The following is a 23,532-nucleotide window of genomic DNA, read 5'->3' on the forward strand; positions in this document are numbered from 1 at the left end:
CAGCGGGATCGCCCCGCCCCCGGCAAACGGGTCAAGCACGCGCGGCGCGCGTCCGCCGTAGGCCTGGCGGATCAACCGCCGCGCTTTGGCCACAGGCGATCGGTCTGATCCGCCTGATCCGTCGGATCCGCTTACCACCTCCCACGGCGCAATTTGCCGCACCAGCTCCAGCCACTCGTTCCGGTGGCGTGGGTCATCCGGCAGCAGCGCAGCCAGCGCGGTCGTGCGCGATGCCGCCAGCGGCCGGCGCGCCCACCAGATGTGCAGCGTGCTGATGTGACCGTGGCGGATGTTCTTCTCCCGCACGCTCTCGGCCGAGACGACGCGGATCGGGAAGTCGCTTTCGAGGAGTTTTTTCATGGTGCTCCGTCCAGTGGCAGTGCGCCCTTGCACTCCGGGTAGCCGGTGCAGCCCCAGAACTGTTGCCCGGCGTTTTTGCCGGTGCGCGCCGTGCGCAGGGCCATGGGTTTGCCGCACCGCGCGCAAGTGGGTATCCGATCGGTCGGATCGGTCGGATCAGGCGGATCTTTTCTGGCCCGGTGGGCCAGCCGTGCGGCGGCAAGTTGCTCGCTGTAGCCGCCGCCCTCCACAAAGGCCTTCTCCAGGGCGCTGATCTGCTGGTCGAGCAAGTAGTTGGCCTGGTGGATCAGGCAAATCAGCGCGTTGGCCCGCACCGCCGGGTCGGCGTGCTCCAGCCAGGGGGCGTAATGCGCCCACAGCTTGCGGTATTGCTCATCGGGCGGATCGGCCGGATCAGTCTGCTCAGTCTGATCACGTTGGCGGCGCATGCGCGCCGCCACCGCGCGCACCGCGCGCGCTTCCGCGCTGTCGGGTGCCCATTGCGGCAGGTGGCGGTGGCGCAGGTAATCTTCGTAGTCCAGCAGCAGTTCCTCCAGGCTGGCCCGGGCGGTGTTGAGCAGGCGCAACTCGGTCTGGGAGGAAGTGGCGGCGGCGCGGCTGGCCTCGGCAATGTTCTGCCGGCCGCTACGCGCCGCCTGCACCATTTGGTCCACCGTGCGCGAGCGCGGGTCGAGGTACTTCTCGCAAAACCAGTAGGTGGCATCGTAGATGAGTGTGGCGGTCTGAAAACTGGCGGCCTGCCGGTAACCGCCACTGGGGCGGAGGCGGCGCGGTGATCGGTCGGACCGGTCTGATCGGTCGGATCTACTCTGCATATTGCCTCCAGTCTTTGACCACAAACCGCACGATCTCAACCACTTCTTCGGGGCGAAGTTTGCCCGCGGGGTTTTGCAGAGTAAACAGCTTTGGTTCGCTAGCGGCGTTTTCCACCACGTAAAGCCAGTAGTCGGGCCCCAGCCGCTGAGCCATGAGCCATTCGTTGGGCGTGAGCACGATCGGGCCGGTAGCGGCACGGGCTTTGACCTCGATGTACCGCACCGCGCCGTCCGGCGCCTCCGACCGGATGTCGTAGCCGAGGTTTTCGCGCGACACATCGGTGGGCGTCCGGCCCTGGGCGCGCTCGTGCACCAGAGCCACATGCATCCCGATGGCCTCGATCTCGGCATCCGAGCGCATGGCCGGGTCACCGGCGGGTTTCGGTATCACCCGCGCCACACCCAGAATCTGCGGCGCGGAAGGCAGCAAACTAATCTCGCGTTGGATTTCCTCTTCGAGCGCCTGTTTGCGTGCCTGCAATTCCTCGCGGCGTCGTTCCTCGTTGCGCAGTTCCACGTCCGGGATGGGTTCGCCCTTGGCACGACGGGTCTCGTAGTCAATCAGCTTGGCCTGCGACTCTAGGAGCATTTGCTCCAGCGAGCGCACGCCGTATTTCTGCTTTATGGCAGCGTCGCGCTGGCGCTGTGCCAGCAGCTCGGCGCGATAGCTTTCCAGTACATGCTCGATGGCAAAGCCGAGCACCGGCTGATCCGACGGATCCGACAGGTCGGGCAAATCCGCTGGATGGGGCACTAGATCCCACAACACGCTGCTGTTAAGCAGGCGTAGTTCGTCGCCGTCCCGCGGCTGATAGAGGGCGTACAACCGCTGTCCCGCAATGAGATCGGCGCCGTCGCGGAGTTCGCCAATTAGAAACCAAATCCAGCCGTCGAGTCGCCCGTCGGGATCGGCGAACTGGGCGCCGCGGCGCAGGTCGTCGACGCATTCCTGGAGCAATTGCTCGATGATCGACTCCAGCAGAGGGTGGCCGGGCGCGACGAAGACGGCTTCCTGGCGGCGGGCGATCTGCTTGTCGAACGCCAGCTTGTGGTATTCGCTGAAGACCTCACCGAACTGGTGCTTGAAGGTCAGGGACACATTGCGCAAATCCCAGGGCACGATTGGCACGCGCCAGAGGCCATCGCGTCGCTGCTCGACATGCAGGCTCAGAAACCGGCAGCCCCGGAGGAAGAACTGCTCAATGTACTCGGGAACGAGTCGGTGTTCGCGGGCCCGCCGGTCTTCGCCCAGGAGGCGGCTGATGTCTATATGCCGCGTGGCCAAGGCTTCAAGCACGGCCTCGCGAGCTTTTCGCACCGCTTCCTCGTCCGGCACGGTCTCGATTTCGGCGATGATTTCGTCGAGAGTCCGACGCTGAGCGATGGCGTCCACGATGAGGTCTTTCAGGGTGCGGCCCGGGATGACCTCGCCGATGACATCGAAGACCCGGTCACTGCCCAGGGCATCGCGGATGCGCTCGAGCTTTTGGAAGAGCGCCTGCATGACCTTGCCCTCGAGGGTGTCGGCGGCCACCAAGTTGTAGATGTTCACCTCTCTCTGCTGGCCATAGCGGTGAATGCGGCCCATGCGCTGTTCAAGCCGGTTTGGATTCCACGGCAGGTCATAATTGACCATGAGCGAGCAGAACTGGAGGTTGATGCCCTCGCCGCCGGCCTCGGTGGACACCATGACCTGAGCTTTTTCGCGGAAGTCGTGCTCGGCGCGGATGCGCAGTTCGAGGCTCATGCCGCCGTGCAATTGGGCGACGGTGTAGCCCCAGTTTTTGAGCTTCTCGACCAGGTACTCGAGGGTTTCGCGCGATTCGGTGAAGATAAGCAGTTTCTCGCGGGTCTCCTGGATTTTTTTCTCACTGATGACGCGGCGCAGTTCGTTCAGCTTGGTCTCGACCTCATGGCGCTCGGCATCTTTGGCCAGGCGGATGAGCTCGCCAAGGGTCTGGATCTCAGCCTGCAGTTCCTCGCGGGTCTCGGCAGCGGTGAGCCGCTCGACCAGTTCTTCCTCTCGACGGAGACGTTCGGTCTCTGAGGCATCTTCCAATTCATCTTCGTCGAGCCGGCTGCCTTCGGCGAGCCACTGGCCCAGAGAGAGGAGTTGTTCGAGACGAACGTTGCGGCGTTCGAGCGAACGGCGGACGGCGCGCACGCTGGAGGCCAGGCGCCGCTGCAGGATGAGCAGGGCAAAAGCGACGTTGCGTTTTTCGCTTTGAAGGGCCTTGTTATAAGACCGCTGGACGTACTGAGTGACGGCGTTGTAAAGGCGCCTCTCGTCATCATTCAGCCGGTAGGCTTTGGTAAAGACGCGGCGCGGCGGGAAGAGAGGTCGGCCCTCGAAATCGCGCAGGTCCTCCTTGAGTCGACGCAGGAAGAGAGGGTTGTCGCGGTTTTGAATCGATTCGCGCAGCAGAGTTGTATTGGCGAACATCGCAGGTACGAGAAGGTCAAGGAACAGGCGGAAGTTTTCCGGATCGCCTCGGTGCGGCGTCGCCGTCAGGAACAACAGGAATTGGCTGGTGCGCGACAGCAATTCGCCCAGGCGGTAACGCCCGGTCTTATCAGTTTTGTCGCCGTAACGGTACGCCGCCATTTTGTGCGCTTCGTCGACTACGACGATGTCCCATCGAACCTCGGCCAATGTGGCCATCACGTCGTCCTGTTTGCCAAAATCCATCGACGTGATGGCCTGCGGCTGTTCCTGCCAGATGTTGCGGCCCCATGACGCGTCCATCACGCTGCGGTCCACGACGGTAAAAGTCTCGCCGAACCGCTCCTTCATTTCGCGAAGCCATTGATCTTTGAGATGGCCGGGCACGACGATGAGGACGCGCCGGACGAGCCCGCGGTATTTGAGTTCCTTCAGCAAGAGGCCGGTCATGATGGTTTTCCCAGCGCCGGGATCGTCGGCGAGCAGAAATCGGATCCGAGGACTCTGCAGGATGTAGTGATAGACCGCCTCAATCTGATGCGGAAGCGGGTCTACCTGCGAGGTGTTCACCGCGAAGATCGGGTCGAATTGCTGGGCGAATCGAACCCGATGGGCCTCGATCCCAAGAAAGAACGCCTCGGCCCGGCCTCGAAAATCTCGACCGCGGATATCAAGGTGACGCAGCACGGCGACATCGCTGTCGCTCAAAATTCGCGAATAATACTTTTGGGACTGTGTGCCGACGCATTCGACATTGAAACGCCGGCCAAGAGATGTGGCTCTAACCACACGAACCGGTTCCGGCCAGAAGGGAGCTTCCAATACATCCCCCGGTTGGATCGGTTTGTCGTTCATGTTTGGAAAGGCCGGAATTCACCGGCCGTTGGCGAGAGTACACAACAGGCCGTCGTCCACTGCAAGAATCTTGGACGGCCCGTTGGCGAGGTCCCCCAAAAACAGCGTGCGAACATCATCATCGGTGCCGAAAGCCCTCAAACCCATCAGCAACTCGACGACAAGAAAAGCGTCTAGCTGAGTCAGCATGTTTATTCCGTTTGGCTCTCTATCAAACCTGCTTCTAAGACCAGCCGGTTGATTTGACCCTTTGACGTAGCGAGGTAACGGGTCGAAAAAGTTTTCGCGCATCTGATAGGGTGTCGATCCGCGGAATACCGTCGAGATCCTCACCGGCAAACTGCGAAGCACCCACCCTGTGATCTCGACACCCAGCGATTCGCCGGTCGGTAGGACCAGATTCCCCTTGGTTGGGATCATCCGTTAGACGATGGATTCTCTAATCGTGCGGAGAATATCACATCGGGCCGAAGTTGTGAGCGGATGAGGCGCGAAGCGCAGAAGGTCACGCGGTTTTGTTCTACTTCTTCGGACCCTTTCTGCGGCTGGTCGGCGGCGCGTCAAATGTCTTTGTGGGCCTCTTGAATCGGGACGGATCGTTTTTTGATTACGTCGCGGAATTTTTCAGAGACAGCGTGCCAATCGACGACGTCCACGCGGAAGGGCAGGTCAGACTCTTCAAAGGCTTCTCTCAGGCGCCATACCGTTTTGAAGGGCAGTACGCGTTCTCCGACGATGGCAAGGTCCAGGTCAGAATAAGCCTTTGCGTTCCCCTCGACGCGTGAGCCGAAAGCGAGCACCTTACATTCCGGCACATGCTGGCGCAAAATGCGCCGGATCGTCTCGAGCTCGTGTGGACGAATCTCGATTATTGCGGGCCTTCAACGTCGCCAGAAGTGCATCGGCGTCCTCCACAAAATCGCGGATGACCGAATAGACCTTTTCGGCCGTCGGTTCGTTGTAGGTATGCGAGGTTTCATTTCGGGCGGCGTGGTAGTGCATCCATCGCTCCACATCGGAAATGAGTCGTTGCTCCGCGGCTAGTCGAAAGAGTTCGCGGCGCGTCACGCCCTCGGCCATTCCCGGGCTTACATTGCTTTCGAGCCATCGCTTCATCAATTTCCAGCATAATTCGTAAGTGACTTCAAAGTGCTGAATTGCGCCCGATCGAATCGCGTGCTGAGCGACGGAGTCGAGTGACGCCATGAACGACTTGTCCTCGCTTTTCGCAAAGACTTGCTTGAGGGCGGTTACCGCCGTCTCGAAGCTTTCTAATTCGAGCGACATCTCTCCGGCCCTGCGAATTACTTTTGTTCAAGGACGTGCGAAGTAACGAATTCATTTACCATCGATGACGGTCTCTGTCGAATGTCTCTCCGACTCAACGAAGAATATTCGCCGCGGTACCTATTAAAAACGGCGGTTGGGGAGGTGTCCGATTTTAGGTATCAGCCGCTTCTCACTGAGCCGGTTGGCGAGCTGGATGGAGCCGGTAGGAAGTGTGCGCCCCGGTTAGGCATCGAGAAAAGGACCGGCATACTTTGCATGCGGATCCTTAGTTAGGGTGCTTGGTTTAGGTCCTGGCGCGTCTCAGCTTGGCGCGTACGACGGAGAAGCGCGGCGATTTCCAAAAAGCCGCCGAGCAGCGCAGGGAGCAGCCAGCCGAGGATGAAAACCATAAACGAGAGGCCCACCGCCCGGTCCGGCGGAACGCCCATGCCGCCCAGCACCAAGAGCGCGGCGCTTTCTCGCACGCCGAGACCGGCGACACTGATCGGCAACATAGCGGCGATGATCATCGCCGCGCGCGCGTACCCAAGGGGTAAAACACCTGGCATCAGGCCCAGCGAGCCTGCGGCGGCCGTGAACGCGGCAATGCCGATGACATGGACCCCGAGCGAGATCGCGCAGGCAGTCAACGCAGGCCGAATGGGCGCGCCTTGCGAAAGGCCTCTCTTTGCCAGCCAGGCCGCCGCGAACGGTACGCGGGCGGCGCCGGCAACGGCGAGCGCCATCAGGATCGATCCGCCTGCAAAAACCGCGAGCATCACTGTCAGCACGGGTGGGTCTGCGTGAAACGAGCCGAGTCCGGCGCATAGCAGACCGGATAGGCCGAGGGTCAGCGTTGCTGCCAGGCGATCCACGATGAGCGCCGCGCTGGACGCGCCGAGTTCACGCCCGCCATCGCTGAGCCGATAAATACGCACTGCGGTTCCCGCAACCGATCCGCCCGGCAACGCCAGCGCGTATGCCATCGACGTGAAATGAAAGTGCGCCACCTCGCGCCAGGTCCAGCGCAACCGTACGGCTCGAATGAGTAGCCAGAGTCTCCCGGTGTGCGCCGCATGTCCGGCCAAGAAGAGAGCCGCGGCCACAGACAGCTTTGCGGGCGATGCTTCAGCGAGGACCGAAGCCACCTCGCGCGCCGGTACGGCGACAAAAAGCGCCGCCAGCAGTCCGGCTGCCAGGAGCCATCGGAGGAGGGATCGAGCCGCCTTCGCGCGTGGGAGGAAGGTCATGAGGCGCGGAAAAGGGGACGGCCGCGCATTGTGGGCGGGATGGGTTGTCCCAGCAAGGAGAGCATCGTCGGCGCGGCATCAATGATCATGCCCTTGTCCGCCACGGCCTCGAGATCATCGTCCAACGAAACCAGCAGGCCGATTTCCGAGGGAGACGTCGGCAGATGGCCGTGCGTTCCGCGATGTCGCGGATTGTACCGCCGGGCGGCATGTTCCGGCGCTTTCCGGGCCATATAGGCATTCACGAGCGGATGATAAAAATCGTGGGGGAAGAACGCGAAGCCCGGTTTCGCAATCAGATACACATCCCCCCATCCGTCCTCATCGCGAAAGGCCACATGGTAGCGCGCCATGTCGTCGTTCGTCAGCAAATCGGCGCCCTTCGCGGTCGAGAGCACACGGCAAATGGCCTCCCGGGCGCGGGGGGTGAAAAACCAGAAGCGCGCACTAACCACCTCGAGGTAATAGCAGTACTCCTCCTCGGGAACACCGGATTCCGCCAGCAAGGCCGGCACGTCGATGTACTCTCGCACGAGCTCCTGTCCGTGGTCCACGAGAAGGATCGTGCGCATCTTCTGTTGCTGCGCCAGTTCGTGGGCGCGCCGGACCAACTCGTCGGTCCTCCTGTAGCCTTCGCGAACGACCTCCGGACGGTCCAGATTCCAGTGGCAGAGGATGTCGAGCGCATATAAATCCAGAATTTCAAGCGAGTATGAATCCTTAGAAACCGCCTCAAGGACTTGGTCGCCGAGCTTCATGGTTCTAAGAATCTGATAGCGGCCTTTTCCGCCGAGAGCAGAGAAAACAGTCGGCGCCCCCAAGAAATCAAAGGTCGAGACATCGCTGCCGGCGAGGCGCACCTGCTTTACGCGGTACGTGATAAACTCTCGCCTCCGCCGCGGCTCGATGGTTGGCAAATCGAATGAGGGGCGGAATCGGTGAACCACGCATTGGGCCGCAGTGACGGCCCGCGGCGGCAGGGCGTCCACGGCGCGTTGCAGCCAAGTGCGCGGTCGACGGGGTCGCAGCTTGACCTGCCAAAATTTATGCTCATGCGGCCACTGTCCCGTCAGGATCGTGGGCAGCATTTCAACAGTGGGGACGGTTTCCAGTTCGATCACCCTTCGCCGCGAGAAGAGGCTGCTGAGGTAGGGCGTTACATCCGGATCCATCCGGCGCCGGTCTAGCGAGGGAATGTAGAGAACCAGAAGTCGGGGAGGTTCGTTGCTCATTTCTCAGGTCTCCTTGCATAGACCACGAATTCACGGTTGGAAAAGACTGCGGGAAGATCGAGTGTCTGTTTTCCCGCGCGGGCGATCCAATAGCCGGCGCCGTATTTTGCCATCAGCGCCTCCGCCTCCGGCGTGGTTCGGCGGTCGTACCGCTCGGCGATGAGTCGGGCCGCGTCCCAGCCGCGGGCCGGCCAGGGGCCCTGCCAACCCGCCAGGTCGGACATGCGCCTCTCCCACTCTTTCAATCCCCCGCTGAGGCTGGTGTGCTTGAACACTGCCAGCGCGCGCCGGCGCGCCAGCCAGGGGAAGGATTCGCTCGCGATCGGCGGCACCACGAAGAGGGCATCCGGAGGGGTGTTGGAACGAATCCATTTCATGCAGGCATACCAATCTTCCGTAACCCCGCTGTACGGGTCGACGGGAAAACGACGCAGCGCGAGCGCGTCCCGGCAAAAAGGAACGACGAGGATGGAGAGCGCGGCGACAATTCCAACCTGGGCCGCCTTGGACCATCGCGGCGAAATCGAATGCTGCAGGGCAAGCGCGCCGAGCATAAGTACGCCGAATGGAATCATCACATCGGCGAATCGAAACGGATAATAGGGCAAGACGTACCATCGGATCGGAAAGGGCGACGCGAGAAGCCCGATCACGAGGGGAATGAAACTCGCCGCGCAGAAAACCCCGAGGCGGTGCGCGGACGCAGCCGTCGGTGAGCGGCGAGCCGCGATGAGCCAGGCGAGCGCAAAAAGCGCCGAAAACCCGGCGAGGCGCAACCAAGCGGCCAGCGGCCAATGGGAGGGGTCTAGGTGGTGCGGCGACCGAAGGGTCACATAGATCCGCGCATCCTCGCGGTCCCAATCGGACGAAAAATGCTCAAATGCCGGCCCCACGAAAGCGAGGCCGACGAAACCGCCCACCAGAATGACATTCCATGGAATACGCCGCGCGGTTCCGGTACGCTGCCAGACCATCGCCAACCAGACAGCCAGAGAGGAGAAGGTCGCATAGAGGCCGACCAACACATGCACGAGGGTCGCCGCAGCGAGCAGCATCGCGATGCGTAGCCACGGCAAATGTTCCAGGGTCAACAGCCCCATCACAAAAAACACGATCCCGTAGGCGAAGACCTTGGGCTCCACGCCGCCGATGATCCATTCGCCCGCAGCCATCGATCGGATGACATACATGGCGTACACCACACCAAGTGCCCATCCGGTCGCCAGACCCATCCGGCGCGTGACATACGCCAAGCCGCCCGCCAAGAGGGCATAGGCTGCGACGCGACCGACAATCGACGCCGCCAGAAAATGGTCGCGCTCCAACAGCGGAACGAACGAAGCGTAGAAAATCAAATGGCGAAGGCTTGAATCCGGTTTTTCCGCATATGCGCCGGGCAGCCAATTCGGATTTCGGGTTGCAACAGCCTCGATGAATTTGTGGAGCTCGTTGCCCTCGACATTGTCCCTAAAGAGATGGAGCAGGCAGAGCAGGCAAAAAATAGCTGCCCAACGAATCAGCATCCAGCGGCGCTCCATGCGAGGCAGTATTCAGAAGGCATGTTTACGCGCAAGCACGGCCTGGCAAATTTCTCGGGGCATTTGGCGGCCAGCTTCCTCGAACCGACGCCGGCGTCTCGGCTGCGATTCGATCGTTTCCCGTCAAACCGCTATGCCGCCCGTTTTTCCATGCTATGGAAATTTCCATGGAATGGAAAACGCCCAAAATTTTTTTCCATGGCATGGAAATTTTGCGAACCGGCTCTGAGGTTCGAAAAGAAGGGCTCGCTCCGATACGGCGGCTGCTCGTCCCAGGGGGTTGCGCTGCCTACTCCGGCTTGCCGAAAACGGGACAATCGGAAATGCTCAACGGGTTCCGCTGTAACAAAACTCAAGCGGCCGGACTTGGGAGTCGGGATAAGATGAAAAGTTACCGCAAGGAGTTGTGGTTCAATCTGCCGACGCGCCGGGGGTTTGTGAACATCACGCCCCAGGTCGAGCAGTGTGTGCGCGAAAGCGGGGTGAAGGAAGGGCTGTGCCTCGTGAACGCGATGCACATTACGGCGAGCGTCTTCATCAATGACAATGAGTCGGGCCTACACAGCGATTTCGAACGCTGGCTCGAGAAACTCGCGCCGGAAAAGCCGCACAGCCAGTACGCGCACAACGATACCGGCGAGGACAATGCGGATGCGCACCTCAAGCGAACGATCATGGGGCGGGAGGTGGTAGTGGCGATCACCAACGGGCGGCTGGATTTTGGGCCGTGGGAATGCATCTTCTATGGGGAATTCGACGGTCGGCGCAACAAGCGCGTCCTGGTGAAAATCATCGGCGAATAGGCGAGGCAGATCCGCCTTCGAGACCGGTTGCCTCCCCTTCCGATCTTGCGATAACTACCGCCGCCGCGGTGTCGCCGAAGACGTTCACCGCGGTACGGCACATGTCAAGGATTCGATCGGTGGCGAGCAGGAGTCCGATGCCCTCCGGCGGCAGGCCGATGGTTTCCAGGATCACGACGATGGCCACGAGGCTGGCTGCCGGGATACCGGCCACCCCGATGGAAGTGAGGATCGCGAGCGCGACGACAGTAGCTTGCGCAGCCCAGCTCAATTCAAGTCCGTAGGCCTGCGCGATGAAGAGGGCGGCGACGCATTCGTACAGCGCCGTGCCGTCCATGTTGACCGTGGCCCCCAGTGGCGCGACGAATCCCGCAATTCGATTAGACACGCCTGCCCGCTTTTCGAGGCATTCGAGCGTGACGGGCAGGGTTGCGTTCGAAGAACTTGTGGAAAACGCCGTCAGCATGGCCGGCGCCACGGCGCGAAAATGGCGAATGGGATTGACCCGAGCGAACGCGAAAATCAATAGCGGCATCGTCACGAAAAGATGCGTGCCAAGCGCCAGGACCACCGAGGCAAAGAAAGCCGCAAGTGGCCTCCACGCCTCCAGGCCGGTGGTCGCGACCACGCGCGCGACCAGTGCGAAAACGCCCAGCGGCGCGAACCGCAGGATCCATTCGGTCATGCGCATCATCAGCTCGAACACGGCCTGAACTCCGATGCGCAGGGAGGCTCCCGCAGATCCCGGCATTCGGGCGAGGAAGAAGCCGGTCAGCAAGGAAAATACGATCAACCCCAAGAGATCGCCCTGTGCGGCCGCCTGCACGACATTTTCTGGCACCATGCGCAGTACGACGTCGGTAAAATCCTGCAGCGATCGGCCGGCGACCCGCTGTTTGATTGCTTCAGAATCCGCCGTCAGGCCGATTAATTCGCGCGCCGGCCGGGCGTTGACGATACCAGGCCGAATCGCTTGGACGAACAGTAGCCCAGTGAGCACCGCGATGGTCGTTGTGGTCAGATAGAATGCGAACGTTTTGGCCCCCAGGCGACCGAACTCGCGCGCGCCGCCAATCTGGGCGATGGCGTGGATGACGGCGGTGACGACGAGCGGGATCGTGATCATCTTCAATGCATTGAGAAATAAAGTCCCCACTACGCGGTAGATGTGCAGGGCCCACGGCAGAGGCTTTCCCGTCAATCCGCCGGTGACCAAGCCAGCGAGAATCGCCGCGGCCAGAGCCAGTGCGATTTGCTGATGCAATGGCAAGTTGAGCAGACGACGCATACGAACATTCATATCAGACGCGCGCCAAACCCGAAAAGACTCTTGAATGGATAGTTCGGCGGCCGGCAGATCGCTTCTGCCTGGCGCGAATCAAGAGACGCTGATCATTGGGAACGTGGTTCGATTACGACTCGGCTGGCGAAGCCTGCTAATAACTGTTGGAGACAGGAAGTATATCTATCAGATCTAAGTAACTTATACGTCAAGCCTCGGTGCATGAAGAGGGAAAACAGTCGATCACACCGCATCCTGCGGTGTCGGTTATGCGTATAATGTTTTCTGGTGTAACCATCCTTGAGGGTTGCTCTACGGAGTGATAATCAATATTCATTGCAGAATCGCGGATCGGCTTCAAAAACTTCAATCAGCGCCAAATTATTTCGGCGAGTCGAGAGTTAATCTGCACAATGATTACGAAGCCGAAAAGTAATCCATCTACCTCGATGTTCAAGATGAATATCGGAGTATACAAATCCGCGATACGGACCGCCTCGCATGATCGAAAAAGGATCCCATCTTAAATCTAGTTGAGCGGCGACAATTAAGCAAAAGGTGCGAATATGAAATATTTCACTACGACGATATTCTAACAAAGTGTCGTGTTATATTATTCGCTAATGTATTGCAGTAGAACGTTCAGGAGGCAGGCTCAAAGGGATAGGAGATGGTAGAATGCTAAAAAGGCTGCGAGTAGATTTGGAATAAAGTCTTTCCAGATGTCTCTGTGAAAGGTGATCGCGATTGAGGAGCGGGGCTTCTCGGCCTATAAGTCTTTTATGCATGCGCCAAATGCGAACTATTTTTCTGCGGAGTTGATGGTCGAGGAGCTGGTGCGACTGGGGGTTCGAAACGTCGGTATTGCGCCTGGCTCGAGATCGGCGCCTTTGGCGGAAAGCTTCGCCGGACATCCCGCTGTGGACGCCATCATTCACCCGGATGAACGCGGGCTCGCGTACTTCATGTTAGGCGTGGCGCGGGGCTCGGGCAGGCCCGCCGCGATCGTTACAACCTCGGGAACCGCGGCGACGAATCTTCTGCCCGCGATCGCCGAGGCGCATCATGCCGGAATTCCGCTTCTGGCATTGACGGCGGATCGGCCGCCCGAATTGCGGGATTGTGGCGCCAATCAGGCGACCGATCAGGTGAAATTGTTTGGCTCGTTCGTCAAAACCTTTATCGAGTTGCCGCCACCAGACGACTGCATGGATCCGGGTTTTGTGCTGTCGGCTGTGGATGAAGCGGTCCGGGCTGCCACTACGCCGCCCTGCGGACCGGTCCATGTAAACTGCCTGTTCCGCGAACCTCTGGCGCCCATTGCGCAACGCTACAATCGAAAACAACTTGTACGGGCACTGGCTGATTGGCCGACATCCGGCAGGCCCTGGACCGCTGCCATAGCGCGGAACAACCGAGCGGACGGGGGATGGGATGTTGACCCCATCATAAAAGCGATTTCCGGTCAGCGGCAGGGCATCATTGTGGCGGGCGCTCTTGCGCCGGAGGCCGCCCACGAGGTGGCGAAGCTGGCCGAACGGCTGCAGTGGCCGCTTTTACCAGATTTGCAGTCCGGTTTGCGGCTCGGTGCTTCGGCGCCGCCCATCGTGGCGCATGCCGATTTGCTTTTATGCAGTGAAGCCTATCGACACGATGCGTCGTCGTGTGCGTTGTTGCAGTTTGGTTCCGCACTGATTACTCGGCGTTTTCTCGATTGTTCCGCTGTGCGCGGTCGGCCTTTGCGCGTTTGGGTGGACGCTGCGGAGCGCAGGACGGATCCCTCGCACGGCACGGCCATTCGCGTTGTGGGCGATCCGACGGTGATCGCGCGGGCGCTAAGCGAAGTAGTGCCCAAGGCGACCGAATCGGTTCGAGGGCAGAAGTGGGCTTCCGCATCGTTGCGTGTGGAGCGCATGCTCGAGACGCGTTTTCAGCGCGGCCGCACACTCACGGAGCCGGGGCTTGCATGGTTCCTTTCGAGGATGATCCCCGCCGATCACGCGTGGTTTGTCGGCAACAGCCTGCCGGTTCGAATGGCGGCCACGTTTTCGTCAGCGAGCGGCGCGTTTGTACGCGTGTTTGCAAACCGCGGATTGAGCGGCATCGACGGTCAGATTGCGACGGCGGCCGGTGTAGCTCTAGGCGCGCGCCGGCCACTGACGGCGCTTTTGGGGGACCTGACGCTGTTGCACGACCTGAATTCGTTAGGGCTAATCCGCAGAGCGGGCCAACCCGTAGTCCTCGTGATAGTCAACAATGATGGCGGCGGCATTTTTTCGCTGTTACCGATCGCAGAGACATCGCGGCATTTCGAGCGTGTCTTCGCCGCACCTCACGGTCTGACCTTTCGCCATGCTGCGGCATTGTTCGGCATTCATTACATTTGCCCGGATTCTCCAGAGGCGTTCCGGAGGGCATGGTCGGAAGCCCTTCGTCGCGGAGAGGCCGCGCTGATCGAGGTGCGAACGTATCGATCGCAAACCGCGCAACTCGTGAGGACCCTTCAGCGTTCTGCGAGCCGGATCGATTGACCCCTCGGCGGTTCTTGGGAGGGTTGAGTTCTGCCGAGGATTTCGGATCGTCAGACTAGTCGTCGAGCAGCCTCCGAGCGCCGCGGATCTCTTCGAGAATTCGGAGTGCGGCTGCGTGAGGGTCGGACGCCTCCAAGATTGGCCGCCCCACGACCACGTGAGTTGACCCCGCCCGCGTGGCCTCGGCGGCCGACAACGTGCGTTGTTGATCGCCGCGCGTCTCGCCTGCGGCTCGGATGCCCGGAGTGACGAGGAGCGGTTCGGGACCGAATTCGCGCCGGAGCCATTCGACCTCCAGCGGCGAACACACCAGCCCGTCGGCGCCGGACTCAAGAGCGAGGCGCCCGAGGGCTAACACCTGTTGCTGCATGGACCGTTTGATCCCGAGATCGACGAGGTCGACGTCAGAAAGGCTCGTCAGGGCGGTGACAGCGACGATCCTTGGACGCGCGGTTCCGAATTCCTGCGCGGCTTCGGCTGCGGCGCGCACCATCGCGCGTCCCCCTGACGCATGAATCGTAAGCATCTGCACGCCGTACCGGGCGGCGGATCGAACCGACCTGGCGACGGTGCGTGGAATGTCGTGCAGTTTGAGGTCGAGGAAGATCCGCGCCCGGCGAGTTTTCAGCGGCTCGAGAGCGGAGGGTCCTTCGGCAGTGAACAGCTCCAAGCCGACTTTGAACCACTCCACATCGGATGGCATTTGGGAAAGAACCTGGTGCAGATCGGCGGTTGACGGCACATCGAGTGCGACCACAAGAGCGGGTTCAGACGACATGGTGCTGTTCATGCCAGATCTCGAAGGCCGGAGAAAGGAATTTTACTTTGCGGAGAGCGTTGCATTATACGAGGCGCGACACAGCAACGGCGCGATTAGACACTGCAAAAGCGTGTAACAGAACCTTGTGGCCGAAAGTGATCGAATCGAGCCATGATCTCGGGGATTTCAGATGCTTCAATCGACGGTCGATTGCGTGGTTCGGAATTCGTTCCATGGATATCGAGCTCTATTTGGTCGGCTGATTCGCCGCAATCGAAGAATTCCGCGCGGGTAGTTCGGAAGTGAACCGAATTGGCATCGTCGCCTTTTCAGGCGGGGATGAGGGCATTCCGCGTGATGCAGATGATTCTGCTCCTTGGGCCGATCTTTCGGGTCAAAGCGAGGGGGCTTTGTGCAATTTCCTCGGGCGGAATAGGATAAAGCGTCCGAATAAAAATCTGGCCTGGAGGGGTTGACAATGGTTAGGAATTTGCTAGGTTTTCCCTTTGCGATAGGGATCAATTCAAATCTGCTCTTTGGGGCGTCAAAAATTTTTTGGAAAGGCGCTTGACAGTCGAAGTCGGATCGCTACTGTTTTGCGCTCGTTTTGATTGTTCTTTGACATGCGAATACTTGCTATGCCGCTTCGGGAAGGAAGTGGCGTGGTTTGTGCGAGGTGATACGTCAGTTTTTTGAGTAGATCGGGATTGCCGTGAGGCAGTCCGGCCGGATCTCAGCCGGCCGTCCGAAAGGTCGGTCGGTGACACACTTTCCTTACGGAGAGTTTGATTCTGGCTCAGAACGAACGCTGGCGGCGTGGATGAGGCATGCAAGTCGAACGGGACATCCGGTGTGGCAACACATCGGGTGTTCAGTGGCGGAAGGGTGAGTAACGCGCGGGTAACCTACCTCGAAGTTGGGAATAGCTCGGGGAAACCTGAGGTAATACCGAATGTGGTCGCGCTGCGCATGCAGCGCTATCTAAAGCTGGGGACCGCAAGGCCTGGCGCTTCGAGATGGGCCCACGTCCTATCAGCTAGTTGGTGAGGTAACGGCTCACCAAGGCGATGACGGGTAGCTGGTCTGAGAGGATGGTCAGCCACACTGGGACTGAGACACTGCCCAGACTCCTACGGGAGGCTGCAGTCGAGAATCATTCGCAATGGGCGCAAGCCTGACGATGCGACGCCGCGTGCGGGATGAAGGCCTTCGGGTTGTAAACCGCTGTGAGGAGGGAACAACGGGCGGGCCGCTAATACCGGTCGGCTCTGATAGTACCTCCAGAGGAAGCCACGGCTAACTCTGTGCCAGCAGCCGCGGTAATACAGAGGTGGCGAGCGTTGTTCGGATTTACTGGGCGTAAAGGGTGCGTAGGCGGCCGCGCGTGTCGGGTGTGAAAGCCCCCGGATCATCCGGGGAACGGCACTCGAAACTGTGCGGCTCGAGGGCAGGAGAGGAGAGCGGAATTCACGGTGTAGCGGTGAAATGCGTTGATATCGTGAAGAACACCGGTGGCGAAGGCGGCTCTCTGGACTGTTTCTGACGCTGAGGCACGAAAGCTAGGGGAGCAAACAGGATTAGATACCCTGGTAGTCCTAGCCGTAAACGGTGTGCACTTGGTGTGGGAGGCTTTATCCCCTTCCGTGCCGGAGCTAACGCGTTAAGTGCACCGCCTGGGGAGTACGGTCGCAAGATTAAAACTCAAAGAAATTGACGGGGGCCCGCACAAGCGGTGGAGCATGTGGCTTAATTCGATGCAACGCGAAGAACCTTACCTGGGCTTGACATGCGGCTGGATGCCCGCCGAAAGGTGGGAGGCCTTCGAGGCTGCCGCACAGGTGCTGCATGGCTGTCGTCAGCTCGTGCCGTGAGGTGTTGGGTTAAGTCCCGCAACGAGCGCAACCCCTGCCACTAGTTGCCACCCGCGCAAGCGGAGCACTCTAGTGGGACTGCCTGTGACAAGCAGGAGGAAGGTGGGGATGACGTCAAGTCAGTATGGTCCTTATGTCCAGGGCTGCACACGTGCTACAATGATCGGTACAGAAGGATGCAAAACCGCGAGGTGGAGCCAATCCCCAAAACCGATCACAGTTCAGATTGCAGTCTGCAACTCGACTGCATGAAGCCGGAATCGCTAGTAATGGCGCATCAGCTACGGCGCCGTGAATACGTTCCCGGGCCTTGTACACACCGCCCGTCACATCACGAAAGCCGATTGCACCCGAAGTGGCCGATTCAACCCGCAAGGGGGATAGGTCCCTAAGGTGTGGTTGGTGATTGGGATGAAGTCGTAACAAGGTAGCCGTAGGGGAACCTGCGGCTGGATCACCTCCTTTCTAAGGAGCATCGGACGAAAGGCTGGCCAAAGTGGTCGACCTCGGTTGGCTGCCGAGCCCGCCTTTCCGACGAGAGGATAAACATCCTGCAAGTTCAGGATGCGCGCCATGGTAACATGGCGCAGCCGTATGCCTGCGCAAGCCGCGCCAGTTCCTTATCGAACGCGCATAGCAAGTGTTCGGGTGAAGCGAGATGTCGAGCCGGACAGCCGCTCGAGCGCGTCTCCGAGACCGGTGTCGCGGGGGCATAGCTCAGTTGGTAGAGCGTCTGCTTTGCAAGCAGAAGGTCACCGGTTCGAACCCGGTTGCCTCCAGTCTTTCGAGGATCAGCCGGACGAGATCACGCGCCGCCGTGGAGTGCTGGCGCGGACTGGCCGGGACGAACCCGGGCCGGGTGCTCCGATCGCGTGAGCCTGCCCTGAGCGCGTCCCATTCGGGACAAGTCAAAGGGCGTGTAGCTCAGTTGGTTAGAGCGCGTCCCTGATAAGGACGAGGTCCCTGGTTCGAATCCAGGCACGCCCAGGCTTGAAATGGGCAAGATTGCGCGCCGGCGCCATCCGCAGAGCGAACGGGTATCTCGTTTCACAAAGTGATTTCCCGTCGAGAGACCCATTGGGTCTGTTGATCGGGCCGCTCTTTGACAATTGCATAGGATGGGGACATACAATCTTCACCGAAGAAGATTGCCCCGCGTTTGGCGTGTATCGTCAACGCGGGTCCAAGCGTTTTGGTCAAGTTAGAAAGGGCGCACAGTGAATGCCTTGGCATCCATAGGCGATGAAGGACGCGGCAAGCTGCGATAAGCGCCGGGGAGCGGCAAGCACGCTTTGATCCGGCGATCTCCGAATGGGGTAACCCGGCCCGGGTTATGCCGGGCCATTTCCGGATGAATCCATAGTCCGGAAAAGCGACACCAGGGGAAGTGAAACATCTCAGTACCCTGAGGAAAAGAAAGCGCAAGCGATTCCCTCAGTAGTGGCGAGCGAAAGGGGAACAGCCTAAACCGCGGTGCTTGCACCGCGGGGTTGCGGGGCCGCAATGTGATATCGAAGAGGGTAGCGGAAGAGTTCTGGAAAGCTCCCCCATAGAGGGTGATAGGCCCGTACGCGAAACCTGAATCGAGTCTAGCGGAACCCCAAGTAGAGCGGGACACGTGAAACCCTGCTTGAATCCGGGAGGACCACCTTCCAAGGCTAAATACTCATGGATGACCGATAGTGAACAAGTACCGTGAGGGAAAGGTGAAAAGAACCCCGGGAGGGGAGTGAAATAGAACCTGCAACTGTGTGCCTACAAGCTATAGGAGTCCCGCAAGGGATGACTGTTTGCCTTTTGCATAATGAGTCCGCGAGTCACGGTGTGTGGCGAGGTTAAGGCCGTTGGCCCGGCCGGAGCCGTAGCGAAAGCGAGTGCGAAATGCGCGTCCAGTCGCATGCCGTGGACCCGAAGCCGTGTGAGCTACCCATGGCCAGGATGAAACGTGGGTAACACCTCGTGGAGGTCCGAACCCGTGGCCGTTGAAAAGGCTTGGGATGAGCTGTGGGTAGGAGCGAAAGACTAAACAAACTCGGTGATAGCTGGTTCTCCTCGAAATAACTTTAGGGTTAGCCTGCGAGATTGCTCGCCGCGGAGGTAGAGCACTAATTGGACTAGGGCCCTTACCGGGGTTCCGAAGCCAGTTAAACTCCGAATGCCGCGGCAGACACTCGCGGAGATAGACTGTGGGGGATAAGCTTCATAGTCGAGAGGGAAATAGCCCAGACCGCCGGCTAAGGCCCCCCAATCCGGTTAAGTGCGTAAGGATGTGAGATTGCGAAGACAGCTGGGATGTTGGCTTAGAGGCAGCCATCATTTAAACAGTGCGTAACAGCTGACCAGCCAAGTGATCTCGCGCCGAAAATGAACGGGACTAAATCGGATGCCGACGCCGCGGATGTCGTTCAGGTTCGCCTGGACGGCGTGGTAGAGGAGCGTTCTCTACGGGTCGAAGGAGAAGGGAAACCGACTCTGGACTGTAGAGAAGTGATTATGCGGACATGAGTAACGATAAACCGGGTGAGAATCCCGGTCGCCGAAATCCCAAGGTTTCCTGGGGAAGGTTCGTCCGCCCAGGGTTAGTCGGCCCCTAAGCAGAGGTCAATCGACGTATGCGATGGGAAGCAGGTTCAATATTCCTGCACCGCCCGACCGGCGTTACCAGCAACGGAGTAACGCAGCAAGTAGCGCGAGCCGCCGATTGGAAGTGGCGGTCCAAGCCTCGAGATGGCTCCGGCAGGCAAATCCGCCGGGGTAACATCAAGGGGGGATGGGACGCGGAGGCTACGGCCGATGCGGATTCGCGTGGGCTCAACTGCCGAGAAAAACTTCTAGCGAGCCGGTCGAGCGACCGTACCGGAAACCGACACAGGTGGGAGGGTAGAACATACCAAGGCGCGCGAGAGAAACCTCGTTAAGGAACTCGGCAATCTAGCCCCGTATCTTCGGTAGAAGGGGTCCTCCCCGGCGTGCGATCACCTCAAGCGCTGGAGAGGCGCAGTGAAAGGGCTCAAGCGACTGTTTACCAAAAACACAGCACTCTGCAAACTCGAAAGAGGACGTATAGGGTGTGACACGTGACCAATGCGGAAAGGTTAAGGCAAGGGGTTAGCCGCAAGGCGAAGCTCCGACCCGAAGCCCCCGTGAATGTCGGCCGTAACTATAACGGTCCTAAGGTAGCGAAATTCCTTGTCGGGTAAGTTCCGACCTGCACGAATCGTGTAACGACTTGAGCGCTGTCTCAACGAGGATCTCGGTGAAATTGTAGTCCAGAGGAAAGTGTCTGGTACCCGCAGTAGGACGGAAAGACCCTGTGAACCTTTACTGCAATCTGATATGGGGTTCTGGTTCTTCATATGTAGCATAGCTGGGAGGCTGTGAAGTCCCGGCGTCAGTCGGGATGGAGCCGTCAGTGAAATACCAGTTTTGAGGCATCGGAATTCTAACCCCGTGCCGTCAGCCGGCCGGGGGACAGTGTCAGAGGGCCAGTTTGACTGGGGCGGTTTCCTCCTAAAAAGTAACGGAGGAGCGCGAAGGTACCCTCAGCACGGTCGGCAATCGTGCGTAGAGCGTATAGGTAGAAGGGTGCTTAACTGCGAGACCTACAAGTCGAGCAGGTGCGAAAGCAGGCCTAAATGATCCGGTGGTAGCGTGTGGAAGCGCCATCGCTCAACGGACAAAAGGTACTCCGGGGATAACAGGCTGATCACCGCCAAGAGTCCATATCGACGCGGTGGTTTGGCACCTCGATGTCGGCTCATCGCATCCTGGGGCTGGAGAAGGTCCCAAGGGTTTGGCTGTTCGCCAATTAAAGCGGTACGCGAGCTGGGTTCAGAACGTCGTGAGACAGTTCGGTCCTTATCCACTGTGGGCGCAGGAGATTTGAGGAGTCCATTCCTTAGTACGAGAGGACCGGGAATGACGCACCTCTGGTGTTCCGGTTGTCGCGCCAGCGGCAGCGCCGGGTAGCTATGTGCGGAACGGATAAGCGCTGAAAGCATCTAAGCGCCAAGCCTTCTCCTAGATAAGATCTCCCCTCCGCAAGGAGCTAAAGGCCGGTCGAAGACTACGACCTTGATAGGCCGGGTGTGTACGCGTCGTGAGGCGCTGAGCTAACCGGTACTAATCGGCCGTGCGACTTGATCATCTATTTTCTTCTCGGTGCCGTGTGGACCCATCCTATGCAATCCCTTTTCCCGCAGATAGCGGGACCGGTTTTTCCCGGTGACCATGGCGAGGGGGAAACACCCGTTCCCATTCCGAACACGGCCGTTAAGCCCCTCAGCGGCGATGGTACTGAGGTGGAGTCCTCGGGAGAGTAGCACGTTGCCGGGAATAATTTTAGAAGCCGGCGCCATTTGGCGCCGGCTTTTTTCTTCCATACAATCTCATTGAACCATTCGCGGCATTCAACTGCCTCGAAGTGTCCGATCAAAAAGGCGTAACATCAAAACTTCGAAGGAGACAGAGCGACGATTAGGCCCATGTCTGCGTCACCGTACGGCTACGCCGATCCCTACGCAGCTCGGGGCTTGAACAGCCTGCAACCTGCCTGCCTTGTGGGCGGCGGGCCATAAGGGTACCACAGGGTCTGAAGCTCTCCCGTGAGACCGGAGCGATTCGTCCAGTCTTCTTGCGCCCAGAACGAAAGGATCCTTGCTGTACCAAAAGGATCAGGATTCGCGATTGGCGACGGCTGAAACTGAACTTTGCGGCTCGCTCTTCATGACACCCAGAATCACGCCTGCCATGACGAGGGCGGCTCCGCCAAGCAACCATGGAGTCATGCGCTCGTCAAAAAACCAGATGGCTCCGACCGTCGCCAGGGCGAACTGCGCCGGAACGGCAAGCGCTACCAGTTGCGACTTCACATATCGCAGCAGGTAGATCGAAAGGGAGTGTCCGCCAACGGTCGGGAAGAGAATCAACCCCAGCAACGCAAATCGCTCAGCGCCTTGCCCCGCGCTGATCTGGCCGTCGAGCGCGAGTGCGAGAGCGCCCTGTACAAACGCGGCCGTCGCGAAGACCGCAAGCGTAAATAAAATCGACGATTGCCGCGCGCGGTATTTGCGTGTGAAGACAAAAAAGCTCGCGCACATCACCGCGGAACCAAACGCTACCAAGGACCCGGCGAGGTGCTCGGGTTCCATAGCGAACTGTCCTCCCAGAATCACGGCCATCCCCGCTGACGCCATCAAGCAAGCGGCCAACTCTCCCCGATTCAACCGCTCGCCAAGAACCGGTCGGGCGACGAAGGGAGCCAACAGTGGTTGCAAACCCATGAACAAATAGGCGTTCGACAGCGTTGTGTTCTGCAGGGCCCACGACCATGAGGCCAGGTGCACGCCAAGAAAAGTTCCGCTTATGACCGCGCCACGCGTCAACAGTCGTGGCCGGTCAGATCGCCGCCACTCGATCCAACCAAACGGCAACCACACCAGCGCGGCTCCCGCAACACGCCAAAAACCGATGCTCGCGGCGGGTATGTCGCCGCACCAGCGCGTCAGGAATCCCGCGCTCGTCGCCAAGACGACGATTGCGCACCAGATCAGAAACAGACATCGGGAACTCATTTTACCTGACGCGGTCGGCCCGGATAGCGCGAAGGGTATCATGCCCTTTCCGCCAGTGTGTCTAAGATTTGTTGTCCAGCGATAGCTGCTGATAAGAGCAGTGTCAACGCGCGATCGCCGCAGTGTCATGGCTTTTTGAAATTATCCTCTTGCTCACTCGATAGAATCGGCCTTATCGCTGCGGAAGAAGACCGCTGCGATAATTGATCTTTGAATGCGTCGGAACGAGCGAATGAGCCTGAAGGTCAATGAGTCGGGCCGAAAAAACCGTCGCGCATCGTGGACGCGACGCGAGAAGCGGGACTGAGTGATCGCCAGGCCAAACGGGCCTGGCGGCGATTTCGGATTGAGGGTGCGGTGTTGAACTCCCGAAGTCGCGGCTGCAGATCGAGTCTATAGAGGGCGAGGGCTTTATGCCGACCTGTAGCGAGGCGCGGTGAGCCCGGAGACTTTCCGGCGCCGACGGCCCCGACAACGCCTCCACCCGCCTGCCCATTCAGAAGAGGGACTTTCAAACGAGACAAAATGCCACCTGCCGAGAGGTGACCTACCTTAGGTTGTTTTTGCGGGGGTTTGAGACCAAGAATAATATGCGCATTCTGCGGCAGATGAGACCGGCAAGGCCGAGTGCGGCCATCGCGATCGTCGATGGCTCCGGAATTACCTCGAAATTATTGTAGTAGGGTTTCCGATAGCCGCCGAAGACCCACGAATTCGCATACAGCCGAAACGCATCGATGCTTGCTGAGACCGTGATATTCGTCATGAACGTACCCGAGCCTTCCCGGTCGTTGGCCTGCTCGCTGAGCGCTGTCGGATCGACCATCGTAAATTCCCACAGCATCTCATTCGTCCCGTACCCGAACCCCTTATCACTCCCATTGAACAAAATTGATGTCATGAACCTATGTTGACATTGACGACCTGCGTGCCACCGATCCCGCTAACAG

15 protein-coding genes, 2 tRNA genes and 3 rRNA genes are annotated in these 23,532 nt (G+C 59.5%); 7 read left to right on the forward strand and 13 right to left on the reverse strand.

From position 1 onward, the window contains the following. The 9 genes from NZ740_10085 to NZ740_10125 all read right to left on the reverse strand — a co-directional run. A partial coding sequence (locus tag NZ740_10085; GenBank protein MCS6772355.1) for a DUF1156 domain-containing protein occupies positions 1–360 on the reverse strand: 360 nt, incomplete at its 3' end. Further along, positions 357–1,175 (reverse strand): four helix bundle suffix domain-containing protein, encoded by an 819-nt coding sequence (locus tag NZ740_10090; GenBank protein ID MCS6772356.1) that lies wholly within the window; start codon positions 1,173–1,175, stop codon positions 357–359. The genes NZ740_10090 and NZ740_10085, both read right to left, overlap by 4 nt. Further along, positions 1,165–4,473 carry a helicase-related protein gene (locus NZ740_10095; protein ID MCS6772357.1) on the reverse strand — a complete coding sequence of 1,103 codons (3,309 nt, stop codon included), beginning with the start codon at positions 4,471–4,473 and terminating at the stop codon, positions 1,165–1,167. The genes NZ740_10090 and NZ740_10095 overlap by 11 nt, the downstream gene beginning before the upstream one ends. A gap of 18 nt (positions 4,474–4,491) precedes the next feature. Continuing rightward, the gene (locus NZ740_10100) at positions 4,492–4,662 is read right to left on the reverse strand and encodes a hypothetical protein (GenBank protein ID MCS6772358.1); all 171 of its coding nucleotides are present in this window, start codon (positions 4,660–4,662) and stop codon (positions 4,492–4,494) included. Between the two features lie 371 nt (positions 4,663–5,033). Beyond that, a complete protein-coding gene (locus tag NZ740_10105) occupies positions 5,034–5,288 on the reverse strand; it encodes a nucleotidyltransferase domain-containing protein (protein ID MCS6772359.1) in 255 nt (84 codons plus the stop codon). Further along, a complete protein-coding gene (locus tag NZ740_10110; GenBank protein ID MCS6772360.1) occupies positions 5,275–5,760 on the reverse strand; it encodes a nucleotidyltransferase substrate binding protein in 486 nt (161 codons plus the stop codon). Before NZ740_10110 ends, NZ740_10105 begins: the two co-directional genes overlap by 14 nt. A gap of 272 nt (positions 5,761–6,032) precedes the next feature. Further along, on the reverse strand, positions 6,033–6,992 hold the full coding sequence (locus NZ740_10115) for a flippase-like domain-containing protein (GenBank protein MCS6772361.1): 960 nt from the start codon (positions 6,990–6,992) through the stop codon (positions 6,033–6,035). Next, entirely contained in the window at positions 6,989–8,224 is a 1,236-nt protein-coding gene (locus tag NZ740_10120; protein ID MCS6772362.1) for a hypothetical protein, read from the reverse strand. Before NZ740_10120 ends, NZ740_10115 begins: the two co-directional genes overlap by 4 nt. After that, complete coding sequence (locus tag NZ740_10125) at positions 8,221–9,747, reverse strand: hypothetical protein (protein MCS6772363.1); 1,527 nt, start codon at positions 9,745–9,747, stop codon at positions 8,221–8,223. The genes NZ740_10120 and NZ740_10125 overlap by 4 nt, the downstream gene beginning before the upstream one ends. 398 nt (positions 9,748–10,145) lie before the next feature. Between NZ740_10125 and NZ740_10130 the strand changes: the two genes are divergently transcribed. Then, complete coding sequence (locus NZ740_10130) at positions 10,146–10,565, forward strand: secondary thiamine-phosphate synthase enzyme YjbQ (protein MCS6772364.1); 420 nt, start codon at positions 10,146–10,148, stop codon at positions 10,563–10,565. Here the strand turns inward: NZ740_10130 and NZ740_10135 are convergent. Continuing rightward, entirely contained in the window at positions 10,552–11,853 is a 1,302-nt protein-coding gene (locus NZ740_10135; GenBank protein ID MCS6772365.1) for a dicarboxylate/amino acid:cation symporter, read from the reverse strand. The two genes, NZ740_10130 and NZ740_10135, sit on opposite strands and share 14 nt — an antisense overlap. 731 nt (positions 11,854–12,584) lie before the next feature. Here NZ740_10135 and menD point away from each other — a divergent pair. Further along, positions 12,585–14,378, forward strand: a complete 1,794-nt coding sequence (gene menD, locus NZ740_10140) for a 2-succinyl-5-enolpyruvyl-6-hydroxy-3-cyclohexene-1-carboxylic-acid synthase (GenBank protein MCS6772366.1) — start codon at positions 12,585–12,587, stop codon at positions 14,376–14,378. A gap of 55 nt (positions 14,379–14,433) precedes the next feature. Here the strand turns inward: menD and pyrF are convergent, their stop codons facing one another. Then, on the reverse strand, positions 14,434–15,156 hold the full coding sequence (gene pyrF, locus NZ740_10145) for an orotidine-5'-phosphate decarboxylase (GenBank protein ID MCS6772367.1): 723 nt from the start codon (positions 15,154–15,156) through the stop codon (positions 14,434–14,436). Between the two features lie 755 nt (positions 15,157–15,911). Here pyrF and NZ740_10150 point away from each other — a divergent pair. The 5 genes from NZ740_10150 (at position 15,912) to rrf (ending at position 21,344) form a co-directional block, all read left to right on the forward strand. Beyond that, positions 15,912–17,474 (forward strand): 16S ribosomal RNA (locus tag NZ740_10150). A gap of 241 nt (positions 17,475–17,715) precedes the next feature. Next, positions 17,716–17,788 (forward strand) — tRNA-Ala (locus NZ740_10155). A gap of 134 nt (positions 17,789–17,922) precedes the next feature. Continuing rightward, positions 17,923–17,996: transfer RNA gene (locus NZ740_10160), tRNA-Ile, on the forward strand. A gap of 207 nt (positions 17,997–18,203) precedes the next feature. Continuing rightward, positions 18,204–21,156: ribosomal RNA gene (locus tag NZ740_10165) — 23S ribosomal RNA — on the forward strand. Between the two features lie 73 nt (positions 21,157–21,229). Then, a 5S ribosomal RNA gene (rrf, locus tag NZ740_10170) occupies positions 21,230–21,344 on the forward strand. The 16S, 23S and 5S rRNA genes sit together here with 2 tRNA genes alongside, the layout of an rRNA operon. Positions 21,345–21,682: 338 nt before the next feature. On the opposite strand, the gene NZ740_10175 is transcribed toward rrf, so the two are convergent. Both NZ740_10175 and NZ740_10180 read right to left on the reverse strand, forming a co-directional pair. Next, a complete protein-coding gene (locus tag NZ740_10175) occupies positions 21,683–22,582 on the reverse strand; it encodes a DMT family transporter (GenBank protein ID MCS6772368.1) in 900 nt (299 codons plus the stop codon). A gap of 547 nt (positions 22,583–23,129) precedes the next feature. Beyond that, positions 23,130–23,426 (reverse strand): PEP-CTERM sorting domain-containing protein, encoded by a 297-nt coding sequence (locus NZ740_10180; GenBank protein MCS6772369.1) that lies wholly within the window; start codon positions 23,424–23,426, stop codon positions 23,130–23,132. Between the last annotated feature and the right edge of the window lie 106 nt (positions 23,427–23,532).

Source organism: Kiritimatiellia bacterium, from assembly GCA_025054615.1.
In the GTDB taxonomy this organism is placed as follows: Bacteria; Verrucomicrobiota; Kiritimatiellia; order CAIVKH01; family CAIVKH01; genus JANWZO01.